The organism is Marinobacter shengliensis (assembly GCF_003007715.1).
In the GTDB taxonomy this organism is placed as follows: Bacteria; Pseudomonadota; Gammaproteobacteria; order Pseudomonadales; family Oleiphilaceae; genus Marinobacter; species Marinobacter shengliensis.
The window spans coordinates 1,019,704-1,032,850 of the sequence record NZ_PXNO01000027.1; the positions used below are offsets into that span (position 1 = coordinate 1,019,704).

General features: G+C 56.7%; 13 protein-coding genes and 1 tRNA gene. 1 reads left to right on the plus strand and 13 read right to left on the minus strand.

What is annotated here, in order from left to right; all coding sequences use genetic code 11:
• Positions 1 to 8: 8 nt before the first annotated feature.
• From rlmN to trmJ, 6 genes are all read right to left on the minus strand, one after another.
• Complete coding sequence (rlmN, locus tag C7H10_RS17785; RefSeq protein WP_106695891.1) at positions 9 to 1,118, minus strand: dual-specificity RNA methyltransferase RlmN; 1,110 nt, start codon at positions 1,116 to 1,118, stop codon at positions 9 to 11.
• Positions 1,119 to 1,180: 62 nt separating this feature from the next.
• Positions 1,181 to 1,609 (minus strand): nucleoside-diphosphate kinase, encoded by a 429-nt coding sequence (gene ndk, locus C7H10_RS17790; RefSeq protein ID WP_058091092.1) that lies wholly within the window; start codon positions 1,607 to 1,609, stop codon positions 1,181 to 1,183.
• A gap of 66 nt (positions 1,610 to 1,675) precedes the next feature.
• The gene (locus C7H10_RS17795; RefSeq protein WP_106695892.1) at positions 1,676 to 2,824 is read right to left on the minus strand and encodes an IscS subfamily cysteine desulfurase; all 1,149 of its coding nucleotides are present in this window, start codon (positions 2,822 to 2,824) and stop codon (positions 1,676 to 1,678) included.
• A 19-nt stretch (positions 2,825 to 2,843) separates the two neighbouring features.
• Positions 2,844 to 3,341: a Fe-S cluster assembly transcriptional regulator IscR gene (iscR, locus tag C7H10_RS17800; protein WP_106695893.1), complete on the minus strand. Its 498-nt coding sequence runs from the start codon at positions 3,339 to 3,341 to the stop codon at positions 2,844 to 2,846.
• Between the two features lie 78 nt (positions 3,342 to 3,419).
• Positions 3,420 to 4,199: a serine O-acetyltransferase gene (gene cysE / locus C7H10_RS17805; RefSeq protein WP_058091095.1), complete on the minus strand. Its 780-nt coding sequence runs from the start codon at positions 4,197 to 4,199 to the stop codon at positions 3,420 to 3,422.
• On the minus strand, positions 4,192 to 5,052 hold the full coding sequence (gene trmJ, locus C7H10_RS17810) for a tRNA (cytosine(32)/uridine(32)-2'-O)-methyltransferase TrmJ (protein WP_106695894.1): 861 nt from the start codon (positions 5,050 to 5,052) through the stop codon (positions 4,192 to 4,194). The genes cysE and trmJ overlap by 8 nt, the downstream gene beginning before the upstream one ends.
• A gap of 191 nt (positions 5,053 to 5,243) precedes the next feature.
• Between trmJ and C7H10_RS17815 the strand changes: the two genes are divergently transcribed.
• On the plus strand, positions 5,244 to 6,044 hold the full coding sequence (locus C7H10_RS17815) for an inositol monophosphatase family protein (protein ID WP_058091097.1): 801 nt from the start codon (positions 5,244 to 5,246) through the stop codon (positions 6,042 to 6,044).
• A 91-nt stretch (positions 6,045 to 6,135) separates the two neighbouring features.
• On the opposite strand, the gene secF is transcribed toward C7H10_RS17815, so the two are convergent.
• The 7 genes from secF to flgL all read right to left on the minus strand — a co-directional run bounded on the left by secF (position 6,136) and on the right by flgL (position 13,133).
• Complete coding sequence (gene secF, locus C7H10_RS17820) at positions 6,136 to 7,089, minus strand: protein translocase subunit SecF (protein ID WP_058091098.1); 954 nt, start codon at positions 7,087 to 7,089, stop codon at positions 6,136 to 6,138.
• Complete coding sequence (secD, locus tag C7H10_RS17825; protein ID WP_106695895.1) at positions 7,082 to 8,956, minus strand: protein translocase subunit SecD; 1,875 nt, start codon at positions 8,954 to 8,956, stop codon at positions 7,082 to 7,084. The genes secF and secD overlap by 8 nt, the downstream gene beginning before the upstream one ends.
• A 93-nt stretch (positions 8,957 to 9,049) precedes the next feature.
• Positions 9,050 to 9,412, minus strand: a complete 363-nt coding sequence (yajC, locus tag C7H10_RS17830; RefSeq protein WP_058091100.1) for a preprotein translocase subunit YajC — start codon at positions 9,410 to 9,412, stop codon at positions 9,050 to 9,052.
• A gap of 42 nt (positions 9,413 to 9,454) precedes the next feature.
• On the minus strand, positions 9,455 to 10,576 hold the full coding sequence (gene tgt / locus C7H10_RS17835; RefSeq protein ID WP_058091139.1) for a tRNA guanosine(34) transglycosylase Tgt: 1,122 nt from the start codon (positions 10,574 to 10,576) through the stop codon (positions 9,455 to 9,457).
• Between the two features lie 14 nt (positions 10,577 to 10,590).
• A complete protein-coding gene (queA, locus tag C7H10_RS17840; protein WP_106695896.1) occupies positions 10,591 to 11,676 on the minus strand; it encodes a tRNA preQ1(34) S-adenosylmethionine ribosyltransferase-isomerase QueA in 1,086 nt (361 codons plus the stop codon).
• Between the two features lie 40 nt (positions 11,677 to 11,716).
• Positions 11,717 to 11,803 (minus strand) — tRNA-Leu (locus tag C7H10_RS17845).
• A gap of 82 nt (positions 11,804 to 11,885) precedes the next feature.
• On the minus strand, positions 11,886 to 13,133 hold the full coding sequence (gene flgL, locus C7H10_RS17850; RefSeq protein WP_106695897.1) for a flagellar hook-associated protein FlgL: 1,248 nt from the start codon (positions 13,131 to 13,133) through the stop codon (positions 11,886 to 11,888).
• Positions 13,134 to 13,147: the final 14 nt, after the last annotated feature.

Consider the following 13,147-nt stretch of genomic DNA (forward strand, 5'->3'; position numbering starts at 1 on the left):
TTGTTAAATCAGGGATTTACCTGCTGTACTGCAATGTATCTCTGGCTCCTGCGAGTTCGGTCCTCCACCCGCCCGACCAATTGCCCACAGGCAGCGTCTATATCATCACCACGGGTGGTACGAATGGTGGTTACGTATCCGCCCTCGTTGAGTACCGTCTGGAATCGCCGCGTTGCGTTCATGCTGGGCCGTTTGAAATCGCTTTCCGGGAACGGGTTGAACGGGATCAGGTTAATCTTGCAAGGCAGGCCTTTCAACAGGGCCACCAGCTCCCGCGCATGTTCCGGTTTATCATTAACGCCTTCAATAACCGTATATTCAATGGTGGCCTTACGTTTATCCGGCAACCGAGCCAGATACCGCCGTGTCGCCGCCAGAAGTTCCGCTATGGGATACTTTTTATTCAATGGAACCAGCGTGTTGCGCAGCTCATCATTGGGTGCGTGGAGCGAGATGGCCAGTGAAACATCGGTAACCTCACCCAACCGGTCCAGGGCAGGCACCACGCCAGACGTACTCAGGGTCACCCGCCGTTTGGAGATTCCATAGGCCAGATCTTCCATCATCAGGTTCATGGCATCGACGACATTGTCAAAGTTGAGCAGTGGCTCACCCATGCCCATCATCACCACGTTGGTGATCGGGCGATCAGTGGGATCAAAGGGCATGAAGGCTCTTCGGGCAACCCAGACCTGACCGATAATCTCGGCAGCCGTGAGGTTGCGGTTGAAGCCACGCTTGCCGGTGGAACAGAACGTGCAGTCAAGGCTGCAGCCAATCTGCGAAGACACGCACAGGGTGCCCCTCTCGCCGTCCGGAATCAGTACGGTTTCAACACTGTTGCCGTTATCCATGCGCATCACCCACTTTCGGGTGCCATCTTTGGAGGTTTCGTCATAAACCACCTCCGGACCACGAACTTCGGCGATTTCCTTGAGCCGTTCACGCAGTACGCGGCTCATATTGGTCATTTGATCGAAGTCATCAACGCCTCGCTGATGGATCCACTGCAGCACCTGCTGCGCCCGGAAGCGCTTTTCGCCCAGGGTCTCAAAGAACGCCTCAAGCTTGGCTTTGGGCATCCCCAGGAGATTGATTTTTTCGGCAGTGCCAGTCATGCAATAACCTCGATCAGATAACCAATTCAGGGGTGGTTTTCACCACCCCTGAACCAACAACATCAACCGCGCGGGCAGATCTCGTTGTCATTGAAAAAATACGCCACTTCACGCTCAGCGGAAGCTGCTGAGTCTGAACCGTGAACGGCATTGGCATCAATGGATGATGCAAAGTCGGCACGGATAGTGCCGGCCGCCGCTTCTTTCGGGTTGGTAGCACCCATCAGATCGCGGTTCTTGAGGATGGCGCCTTCGCCTTCCAGCACCTGTACAACCACCGGGCCAGACGTCATGAAAGCAACCAGATCGTTGAAGAACGGGCGCTCTTTGTGCTCGGCGTAGAAACCTTCTGCCTGCTCCTGGGTCAGGTGCATCATCTTGGCAGCGACGATTTTCAGGTCAGCTTTCTCGAAACGGCTGTAAATTTCGCCGATAACGTTCTTGGCGACCGCGTCGGGCTTGATAATAGAGAGCGTGCGCTCGTTTGCCATGGTATTTCTCCAGTCAGGTTCATGAAAATTCAGAGGTGCGATTATACGCAGTCCGGGTGCAACTGCCTACCGCACGGCACGAAGTCGGGTAACAACATCAATAATTTGCGAACAGGCAAAATCCATTTCCTGCTCGGTGCTGAACCGGCCAAACGAAAACCGAAGGGCACGGTGCGCCAACTCATCGCTCAAGCCTATGCCCCGCAACACAAACGAGGGCTCTACAGTCGCTGAGGCGCAGGCGGAACCGGACGATACCGCGAGATTTCGCAGCCCGAGCATTAAAGACTCAGCCTCCACACCCTCGAATGACAGATTGACAATACCAGGCACCCGATGTTCCCGACTGCCGTTAAAGTGCACCCCTTCGAGCCCTTCCAGCCCTGTGAGAAATCGTTCGCGCAGCGATTCAAGCCGGGACAGTTCATCATCAAGCCCCGCGCCGGCCAGCTCAAACGCCCGCCCCATGCCAACAATCTGATGGGTTGGCAGGGTACCAGAACGCATCCCCCGCTCATGGCCACCGCCATGCATCTGGGCCTGAATACGCACATCGGGAGAACGGCGCACATAAAGCGCTCCCACGCCCTTCGGGCCATAGACCTTGTGCGCTGACAAAGACAGAAGATCAACGTTCAGCTCGCCCACCACCACCGGGATTTTACCCGCAGCCTGAGCGGCATCAACATGCAGCAGGATGCCTCGCTGGCGAAGCTGCTCGCCGATGGCGGCAATATTGGTCACACACCCCAGCTCATTATTCACCATCATCAGGCTGACCAGCACGGTGTTATCACGCAGGGCGGCTACCACCGCCTGGGGGTCAATCCGGCCGTCAGACTCGGGGCGCAGCCAAGTAACGTCAACACCGTTTTGCTCGAGCCATTTGCAGGTATCCACAACCGCCTTGTGCTCGATCACCGAGGTTACAATGTGAGGCGATTCGTGGCCGGCAACCGCACCCTTGATGGCCAGGTTGTCGGACTCGGTAGCGCCGGAGGTCCAGACAATCTCCCTTGGGTCGGCGTGAATCAGGTCAGCGACCTGGCGTCGAGCGTTTTCAACGGCCGCTTCCGCTTGCCACCCGTATCCATGGGAACGAGAAGCAGGATTACCAAACACTCCGTCAAGGGTCAGGTAGTTCATCATGTCTGAGGCAACAGACGGATCAACGGGCGTCGTGGCCGCGTAGTCCAGGTATACGGGCTTTTTCATAATCACAGGATGCTGTTTATCAGGCAGTGGCCTGGTCGGTCAGGCGTTGGGTATTAATCGCGTCAGAGTCATCATCCGAGTGCTTCCGGTTCTGGCGATCCGCCACCTGACGGATCTCGCGCTTCCGCATCAAATCCCCCAGACTGATTTCACTCAGGAACTGGTGGATCTGATCACTCAAATCAGACCATAAATGGTGGGTAAGGCACTTCTCGCCATTCTGGCAATCGCCCTTGTTGCCGCAACGGGTGGTGTCGAGCGATTCACTGACCGCATCCACCACTTCAGCAACAAACACGTCGTCGGCAGGCCGACTCAGGCGGTAGCCACCGCCCGGACCACGCACACTCTCCACCAGATGCTGGCGACGCAAACGCGAGAACAACTGTTCCAGATAAGAGAGGGAAATTTCTTGCCGGGCTGAAATATCCGCAAGACTTACCGGCCCCTGGCTTCCGTGCAGAGCCAGATCAAGCATCGCCGTCACAGCGTAGCGGCCTTTGGTGGTCAGCTTCATATTCTCAGCCCCAGTGATGGGATTGAATCTCGATTCGCAGGGCTGAGTATGAATTGACCCACCAAAACAGTCAAGTATTCAACCCCTGCCCTCGTTGTCCGCCTCGTCGCGCACACAGTCAAAGTCTTCTTCATGCAACGGCGGCAGCTCTCCGTTCTGATATTCACTGTTCACCTTACGGAGTGCTTTGCACATGGTTTCAATTCGATCATCCACCGCATGCATGTGGTCGAGGAGCGAACGCATGGCCCGGGCAACCGGGTCTGGCATCTCTTCCGTCACACCATAGGCGTCAAAGCCCATGCGCTCTTCCATCTCCTTGCGCCGCACGTCATCGTCGGAGTGGCGCTTCACAATCACCCGGCCCGGAATACCCACCACTGTAGCGCCGGCGGGGACGGCCTTGGTCACCACGGAATTGGAACCAATCTTCGCACCAGGGCCCACTTCGAACGGCCCAAGAATCTTTGCGCCTGCACCGACAACCACGCCATCACCGATGGTTGGGTGGCGTTTGCCTTTGTTCCAGCTCGTTCCGCCCAGGGTAACGCCCTGATAGAGGGTGACGTCATCGCCGATAACCGTGGTTTCCCCGATCACCACGCCCATGCCGTGGTCGATAAAAAACCGCCGACCGATGGTCGCGCCCGGATGAATCTCAATGCCAGTGAACCAGCGCGCCAACGTGGAGATGGTCCGCGCCAGCCACTTCAGCCCAAGATTCCAGAGCCAATGGGAAAACCGGTGAAACAGCAATGCATGGAGGCCCGGATAATTGGTAAGCACCTCGAAGGTGTTCCGCGCCGCCGGATCCCGGTGAAATACGCTTTTGACATCTTCCCTTAAACGCTCAAACATGGCCTTTTTCCTGCCCCTCATCCGCAGTATTTTTCTGCTTGTCGCTCCCCGGCAGGGTTCCGGCAGCCTTTTGTACGGATGTCAGAATGCCCCTAAGGATATTGATTTCCATCTGGTCAAGACGTGCGCGCTGAAACAGGCGTCGCAGGCGGGTCATCAGTTGCCTGGGGTTGTTACGACGATGGAAATCCACATCCACCAACACCTGTTCCAGATGCCCGAAGAAGCCTTCCACCTCCTGCACTTCTGCCGGCGGCACATCCCAGCCACGGTCGCCCGGTCCAACCATGGCCTCAAGATTGGGACTCGCCTCACCTTCTTCAAGGCTGCGCAGGTAATGCATGCGCAATTCGTAGCAAACCACCTGCACCGCCATGGCCAGATTCAATGAACTGTAGTCCGGATTCGACGGAATATGAATGTGGTAGTGGCAACGCTGAAGCTCATCATTGGACAAACCGTGGTTTTCACGCCCGAACACCAGCGCAACCCGACCCTGCCGGCTATATTCACCCGCCGTCGCCGCCGCCTGGGGTGGAGCAATCACCGGCCAGGGCACCTTCCGGCCGCGGGCACTGGTACCCATCACCAGAACACAATCCGCCAGAGCTTCGTCAAGCGTGGCAACCACCTGGGCCCTGTCCAGAACATCTGAGGCACCGGCAGAACGCGCGTAGGAGGCTTCATCCGGGAACGAAGCCGGGTTAACCAGCCATAAGTTGCCCAGCCCCATGTTTTTCATCGCCCTTGCGACCGCACCAATATTGCCGGAATGCGAAGTTTCAACCAGGACGATCCTGACCTGATCATTGAACGTGTCAGAACCTTCCTGTGGCAATGCGGGCTTGTGCATGGTTTTCGGGCCTATGAATTAACAGACGTTAAATATTGGAAGGGAATGATAGCAGAAACCCGGGCCGCCCTGCTCTCCGGAGTTGCCGAAACCCATGGTATCCGTGCATTTGCTGAGCCAAAAAACGTACAAGCACGGGTTGTTTTTGCTATCATACCGGGCCTTCACACACCCGGATAATGAACACTCAGATGCAACCAGCAATTAAAATGGCCCTGCGCGTTGCCCGCCAGGGATCAGATTACCTGAAAGCACATTTCGAGCGACAGGAACCCAACGGCAAGGACGAGGCCGAGCGCTACCGCCAGCTCGAACGGGTTGAGAAATCCATTTATGACAACTTCACCGAGCAACTGGAAAAGGCATATCGGGATCACACCATCGCACCGATGGGCGAGGCCGACGCCGCTGGCAGCGAGCGCAGCTGGCACATCTTCCCCGTGCTTGGCCGCGAAAACTTCATTCGTGGTATTCCGGAATTTGCCCTGGCACTGAGCCAGAAAAAGAACAACCGGACAGAAAACCTGTTGCTGGTCAATCCGATCACAGGTGAAGAATATTCTGCCAGCCGCGGCCATGGGGCAGCCCTCAACAGCCGCCGTGTGCGCACGTCTGAAATCAAATTACCCGGCAAGGCGGCATTTGCCACCAACCTGCTGGATCAGGCTCGCAAAGGCGACGACCCGATGATCTGGGGCGAAATGGCCGCAGTGCTGGCGCGTGAGAGCGCCATGTTCCGCACCTCCGGCTGCGTTGTTCTGGATATTGCCCGCGTTTCTGCAGGCCTTCTGGACGCCGCTGTAATCTTCCGGCCGGAAGCCTCAGACCTGGACCTGGGTGTCACCCTGGCCATGGAATCCGGCGCACTGACTGGCGATTTCTCCGGCAACCCGTCTGCTGGCAATGCCAAACAGCTGGTTGTGGCCAATCCAAAGCTGTTCCGCGAAGTGCTCAAGGTATTGCACCCGTTCCGCGGCCGTCTGCCCAGGTAGACTTCCCGGTACAAAAAAACCGCCACTCCCTCACGGGACTGGCGGTTTTTTCATGCCTCGGAAAGCGGGAGGCCCGGGCCTCCCCACCGGATCACATCCGGTTAAGCCACTCGGGCGGCTGCTCTTCTTCGGCTTCTTCACCGGTGCCTTCCTTCGCCGGTACCATCAGGTCTTCGCGGGTAACACCCATCACCATCAGCATATTGGCAGAGACATAGATGGAGGAGTAGGTACCCACAACCACGCCAATAATGAGCGCAAGGGCGAAGTTGTTGATGGCCTCACCACCGAAGAAATACAACGCCAGCAACACCACCAAGGTTGTACCAGAAGTATTGATGGTACGGGTGATGGTCTGGTGAATGGACTCGTTGATGATATCCCAGGGCTCACCTACCCGCATTTTCCGGAAGTTCTCCCGGATACGGTCCGCCACAACGATGGTATCGTTCAGCGAGTAACCGATTACCGCCAGCAACGCTGCCAGCACGGTCAGGTCAAACGTCCACTGGAACAGCGCAAACACGCCCAGCACAATAATGACGTCGTGAGCCAGCGGTATCACAGACGCGATACCGAACTTGAACTGGAAGCGCATGCCCACGTAGATCAGCACCACCGCCAAGGCAATCAACAGCCCGAGACCACTGTCTTCTTTGAGCTCATCGCCAACCTGAGAACCGACGAACTCGGACCCCACCAACTCGAGCTCGGCGCCGGAGGCAGCCAGCATGCCAGCCACCTCACGGGCTAACTGATCGTTCTCAGCTTCCGCCATGCGGATCAGGATGGTGGTATCCGCGCCGAAGTTCTGAACGACGAACTGCTCATAGCCGGCTTCTGCCAGTTGGTCCCGGATAGCGTCAAGGCTCGGCGCCTCGGCGTACTCCAGCTCTACTGAGGTACCGCCGGTGAAGTCCATGCCAAAGTTCAGGCCGCGAACACCCAACAAAGCCAGGGAAATCACCACCAGTGTGATCGAAAGCACGGAAGCAATCTTCCGCAACCCCATGAAATCAAATGGTTGTTTCTGTGTATCAGCCATTAGCCAGCTTCCCCCCGATCGACAATTTCTCGACCCTGCGGCCGCCGTAGACAACGTTCACAATGGCGCGACTGACCACCAGGGCACAGAACATCGAGGTCAGGATGCCGATGCTCAGTGTTACCGCGAACCCTTTGACCGGGCCGGAACCCATGGCAAACAGGATCACAGCGACCAACAGAGTGGTTATGTTGGCATCAAAGATAGACACAAAGGCTCGACCATACCCCGCGTTAATCGCACTTTGAGGGGGCGCCCCGGATTTCAGCTCTTCCTTTATTCGCTCAAAGATTAGAACGTTGGCGTCAACCGCCATACCCACTGTCAGAACGATACCGGCAATACCTGGCAAGGTAAGCGTGGCAGACAGAATGGACATACAGGCCAGCAGCAACATCAGGTTCAGGGTCAGCGTGATATTCGCCACTACCCCGAAGCCACGATAGAACACCAACATGTAGATGAGTACCAAGGCGAAACCAAAGGCAACAGAGGTTACACCAGCGTCGATGTTCTTCTGTCCGAGGCTTGGCCCAATGGTCCGCTCCTGAACAAAGTACATGGGTGCCGCCAGTGCACCTGCCCGCAACAGCAGCGCCAGCTCTGCAGCTTCCGGTATCGAATCCAGACCAGTAATGCGGAAACTGCTACCCAGCGCTGACTGGACGGTTGCCAGGCTGATCAGCCCCTTTTCCACAATCCGCTTTTCGACTTCCCGAATCTCACCGTCTACTTCCTGCGCTTCAGTCTCGGTGCGGAACTCGATAAACAGCACCGCCATGCGGCGCCCCACATTATTGCGGGTAGCGCGGTTCATCAGGTCGCCGCCAACCGAATCCATGGTGATGTTAACCTGCGGCTGACCATTCTCATCGAAGGCCTGCTGGGCATTAGCCACATTATTACCGGTGGCAATCACGTCCCGCTCGAGGCGAGCTGTTCGCTGGGGGTTGTCACGGAAACCGAACTGCTCGGTTTCTGCTCCCGGGGTATCCTGGCGGGCTTCCATCCGGAATTCCAGATTGGCTGTTGCGCCGAGAACCCGCTTGGCCTGGGCGGTATCCTGCACACCTGGCAGCTCAACGATAATACGATCTGCGCCCTGGCGCTGAACCAGAGGCTCCGCCACGCCGAGTTCGTTGACACGATTACGGATGGTGGTCAGGTTCTGTTCCAGGGCATATTCCTGGATATTCCTCACTTCAGCTTCAGAGAGGGTCAGTGCCAACAGGAATTCGCCTTCCCGGGTGCTTTCATTGAGCAGAAACTCATTGTACTGCCGACGAATCAGATCAAAGGCTGCACTGCGAGACTCAGAATCCCGGAAGCTAAGAACAATCTCCCGGTTGCCTTCAACATCTCCACCCCGATAGCGAATACGCTCATCCCGAAGTTCTCTTTTGATCTGCCCGGAAAACGCCTCCAGACGCTGGCTGACAGCCGTGTCCATGTCTACTTCCAGCAGGAAGTGAACACCACCTCGCAGGTCAAGGCCGAGCTTCATCGGGCCTGCACCGAGGCTACGCAGCCAACCAGGAGTTGAGGGAGCCATGTTCAGAGCCACCAGGTAATCGTTACCAAGGGCGGCCTGCACTGCCGGGCGAGCCCGCAACTGCGCGTCGGAACTGTTCAGGCGAATCAGGGCATTGCGGTCTTCAAGAGAACTTTCCTTGACTTCGATCCCGCGGCTTTCAAGGGCGCCGAGGGCACGGTCCAGCACACGCTGGTCTACCTCGGTGCTGCCCCGGGCGCCGGTAACCTGTATGGCAAAATCATCGGGAAAGAAATTCGGTAACGCGTAAATGAACCCGATGACCAGTGCGAACACTATGATCAGGTTCTTCCAGAGAGGATACTTGTTCAGCATGAGAATCCTTCGAGCCAGCTATGGCGCCGGCCTTGGTGTTTCAGCAAGTCAACACAAAACGGGCGACCATAGGCCGCCCTGCGCACAACTGGCTCAGATATCTTTCAGTGTGCCCTTGGGCAGCGCCGCGGCCACCGCCACTTTCTGAATCTTGATCTCGACGTTATCAGACACTTCCAGCACGATGAAGTCGTCAGACACCTTGGTGATGCGGCCGGCAACGCCACCGGAAGTCACCACTTCGTCGCCCTTGTTCAGGCCGGACATCAGCGCTTTATGCTCCTTGGCACGCTTGGACTGCGGGCGCCAGATCAGGAAGTAGAAAATCAGGATAAAGCCGGCGAAGAAGATGATCTGACCCATCACGCTCATGCCCTGGGCACCGGCATCCTGCGCCATGGCAAGTGCAGGCATCAGAGACAGCAGACCAACGATGAGCAGTTTGATTGATTTCATTCAGGTTCTCCGTTTATTGACTGATATTGAGGTAAAAATTGCTCAGGATTCACCCAGCGGCGGCACAGATTCGCCACGTAAGGCATAGAATTCGCTTATAAAGTCGGACAATGTACCTGCTTCAATGGCCCCACGCAATCCACTCATCAGGTTCTGATAGAAGCGCAGATTGTGGATGGTATTGAGCTGCGCGCCCAGCATTTCACCACACTTATCCAGATGATGCAGATAGCTCTTTGAGAAATTCTGACAGGTATAACAGTCACAACGTTCATCCAGCGGGCCGGTATCGTGACGATTCTTCGCATTACGAATCTTGACGATGCCGGTCGAGGTGAACAGGTAGCCATTCCGGGCGTTACGGGTGGGCATAACACAGTCAAACATGTCTACCCCCCGGCGAACTGCCTCAACAATGTCTTCCGGACGTCCAACCCCCATCAGGTAACGAGGTTTGTCTTCCGGCATTTTCGATGGCAAATGGTCCAGAATGCGAATCATGTCTTCTTTCGGCTCGCCCACCGACAGACCGCCAATGGCGTAGCCATCAAACCCGATATCGGTCAGCCCCTGCAGGGATCGGTCCCGCAAGGGCTCGTACATGCCACCCTGGACAATGCCAAACAACGCCGCCGGATTGCCCTCATGGGCCTTTTTGCTGCGTTCCGCCCAACGAAGGGACAGCTCCATGGATTCTTTTGCCTGTTTCTCGGTAGCAGGATACGGCGTGCATTCATCAAATATCATGACAATGTCGGAACCGAGGTCACGTTGCACCTGAATGGCAATTTCCGGCGACAACTCCACCTTTGAGCCGTCTACTGGGGAGCGGAAGGTCACGCCCTGCTCGGTAATCTTGCGCATCTCGCCCAGGCTGAACACCTGAAAGCCGCCGGAATCGGTCAGTATTGGCCCCTGCCACTGGGTGAAATCGTGCAAGTCGCCGTGGGCCTTGACCACTTCCGTGCCCGGGCGCAGCATCAAGTGGAAGGTGTTGCCCAGGATAATTTCCGCGCCGATTGCCTCGATATCTCTTGGCAACATCCCTTTAACCGTGCCGTAAGTACCGACCGGCATAAACGCAGGCGTTTCAACCGTTCCACGGGGGAAGGTCAGCCGGCCCCGGCGGGCCCTGCCGTCTTCGCCCAGCTTCTCGAACGACATAAAACAGGAATTGCTCACAAGGATTCTCCACGGGATTCGGTCTGGTTTGCCCCGGCCAGCATGCCCCGGCTTGGCTCCTGGGCGGTCAGGAACATGGCGTCACCGTAACTGAAAAAACGGTACCGCTGTTCAACGGCTTCCTGATAGGCAGACATGATATTACGGTAGCCGGCAAAGGCACTGACCAGCATGATCAGTGTGGACTCCGGCAGATGGAAATTGGTGATCATGGCGTCAACGGTCTGGAAACGATAGCCCGGGTAGATAAAGATATCGGTTTCCCCCCGGAACGTATTCAGCTGCCCTGCCCGACTGGCGGATTCGAGCGAACGTACGGAAGTGGTTCCAACCGCAACCACCCGGCCACCCCGGGCCCGGGTGCGCTCAACCGCATCCACGGCTTCCTGGGGCACATGGGCCACTTCGCTGTGCATCAGGTGGTCTTCAATTTTGTCGACCCGCACCGGCTGGAAGGTTCCCGCACCTACATGAAGGGTTACATACGCAAACTCAATGCCGTTGCTCTTGAGGACCTCAAGTATCTCGTCGTCGAAATGCAGCCCTGCCGTTGGCGCCGCCACAGCGCCTGCTTCTTTGGCATAGACGGTTTGATATCGCTCCCGGTCAGACTGGTCATCATCCCGCTCCATGTACGGCGGCAACGGCATGTGCCCGATACGTTCCAGCACATCAAGGACCGGCTCAAGGCCCTCGTATACAAATCGGAAAAGTGCGTCTTCCCGGCCCACCATGCGCAGAGCAGTGCCATCTTCCAGGAGGACCTTCTGGCCTTCTTTAACAGCCTTTGAGGCACGGGCGTGGGCCAGCAATTCAAACTCACCCAACAGGCGCTCCACCAGAATTTCAACACGGCCACCGGATTCCTTCTGGCCAAACAAGCGGGCCGGAATAACACGGGTGTTGTTGAATACCAGAAGATCGCCAGGCTGCAACAGGCCCGGGAGATCGGTGAAGTTCAGGTGTTGGGTCTGGCCGGTAAGGCCTTCAAGTGCCAGCAGTCGGGACGCACTGCGTTGCTTGAGCGGGTAACGGGCGATGAGCTCGTCCGGCAGGTCAAAATGAAAATCGGAGACGTTCATGGGCCGGCTATTCACGATGCCGCAGGTTGCGGCCAATAAGTGGTAGCGGCGGGCGGACTCGAACCGCCACGGGTTTTACCCCAACGGATTTTGAATCCGTCGTGTCTACCAATTTCACCACGCCGCCATCGGAGAGTGGGAGGATTATACTGAGCCTGAATCTGAAAGCAACCGGGCGGGGAGTAAAAATCTCCTACCGCCTCAGCCAATTACAGACGATCAAACAAAGAGAGCCTGGAGATCTGCGCAAACGACTGCTGGGCGGCCTGTAACACAAAGCTCTGGAAGCTCAGGTTACTGATGGCCTCGGCATAATCCACGTCTTGCAACTGTGAACGTATTTCCTTGGTGTACAGCCTCGAATCCTCCAGAAATGACGAAGTGGATTCGATGGCATTCAACCGGCCACCCAGTTCAGTTTGCTTGAGAATGATGGACTCCTGGCCGTTGTCCAGGTTAGTCAACGATTCCGCAATGAGCGCATCGTACTCGGCGCTGGATTTTGGTGTCGCCTTGTCGATGCTGTCCAGACCAGCGATCAGTTTCTCGATGGTGCCGAAGATGGACTGCTTGTCGCTGATACCCAGTGTAAATTCGTCACCATCGGCGGCATCGTTAACGGTCATACGCAGACCAGCGACCACAAACTCCTCACCAGGCACCGCCGGCGAGGGTTGTGTCGTCAAAATCGTGCCTGTACGCGGATCCTCCACTTCGATATTCAGATTGCCGCCACCAACATCAATCACCCTCACCGTCAGGTCATCGGGAACCGCCGGGCTGAACGCGTCTTTCAGGTCTTTCGGTGCAATCAGCTCCAACCCGGACACATAACCCTGGGCAGCAACACCGGTGCCCGTGCCGTCATCCGAACCAGTAACAGAAACCGCCGCTGGCACGTTCACAAAAATACCCTTGCCATGGTCGCTGATCGGAACTGTCACGCCGTCATCTATTTCGAGTACCCGCTGGCCCTCATCACCCTGATATTTCCAGGCGCCAAAGTCGTCCTTGGCGAATGCCGGGGTACTGCCCTGAAAGCCGCTGAAAATGTATTCACCGGAGGCATCCCGGGTGTTGGCAATGTTCGCCAGCTGGCCCAGCCGCTCTTTCAGCTCTGCTGAAATGGATTGGCGATCGTTGGCAGATAACGAGCCGCTACCCGCCTGAACGGTCAGTTCCCGAACCCGCTGGATGATATCCACCGCGCTGGACAGGGTGCTCTCCTCCTGCTTGATGCGGTTGTCGGCGAGGTTGGCGTTGCGCTCGTAGGTCTCAATGCGCTTGACCTCCTGATTGAGCTTCAGAATGCGCGCCGCAGCCACTGGATCATCGGACGGCCGGTTGACCTTTTTGCCAGTGGAAATCTGCTCCTGGGTTTTCACCAGGTTGCTGTTCACGTCCTGCATCCGGCTGATGCCGCCAGAGAAAATCTGCTGAGATGAAATCCGGATCATTTTCGTTTACCTCG

What these genes read in the sequence shown, in the direction of transcription:
- ndk (WP_058091092.1), bottom strand. Translation starts at nt 1,609, where the DNA reads ATGGCAAACGAGCGCACGCTCTCTATTATCAAGCCCGACGCGGTCGCC.
- C7H10_RS17795 (WP_106695892.1), bottom strand. Translation starts at nt 2,824, where the DNA reads ATGAAAAAGCCCGTATACCTGGACTACGCGGCCACGACGCCCGTTGAT.
- iscR (WP_106695893.1), bottom strand. Translation starts at nt 3,341, where the DNA reads ATGAAGCTGACCACCAAAGGCCGCTACGCTGTGACGGCGATGCTTGAT.
- tgt (WP_058091139.1), bottom strand. Translation starts at nt 10,576, where the DNA reads ATGTCGTTCGAGAAGCTGGGCGAAGACGGCAGGGCCCGCCGGGGCCGG.
- trmJ (WP_106695894.1), bottom strand. Translation starts at nt 5,052, where the DNA reads ATGCACAAGCCCGCATTGCCACAGGAAGGTTCTGACACGTTCAATGAT.
- secF (WP_058091098.1), bottom strand. Translation starts at nt 7,089, where the DNA reads ATGGCTGATACACAGAAACAACCATTTGATTTCATGGGGTTGCGGAAG.
- rlmN (WP_106695891.1), bottom strand. Translation starts at nt 1,118, where the DNA reads ATGACTGGCACTGCCGAAAAAATCAATCTCCTGGGGATGCCCAAAGCC.
- cysE (WP_058091095.1), bottom strand. Translation starts at nt 4,199, where the DNA reads ATGTTTGAGCGTTTAAGGGAAGATGTCAAAAGCGTATTTCACCGGGAT.
- secD (WP_106695895.1), bottom strand. Translation starts at nt 8,956, where the DNA reads ATGCTGAACAAGTATCCTCTCTGGAAGAACCTGATCATAGTGTTCGCA.
- yajC (WP_058091100.1), bottom strand. Translation starts at nt 9,412, where the DNA reads ATGAAATCAATCAAACTGCTCATCGTTGGTCTGCTGTCTCTGATGCCT.
- flgL (WP_106695897.1), bottom strand. Translation starts at nt 13,133, where the DNA reads ATGATCCGGATTTCATCTCAGCAGATTTTCTCTGGCGGCATCAGCCGG.
- queA (WP_106695896.1), bottom strand. Translation starts at nt 11,676, where the DNA reads ATGAACGTCTCCGATTTTCATTTTGACCTGCCGGACGAGCTCATCGCC.
- C7H10_RS17815 (WP_058091097.1), top strand. Translation starts at nt 5,244, where the DNA reads ATGCAACCAGCAATTAAAATGGCCCTGCGCGTTGCCCGCCAGGGATCA.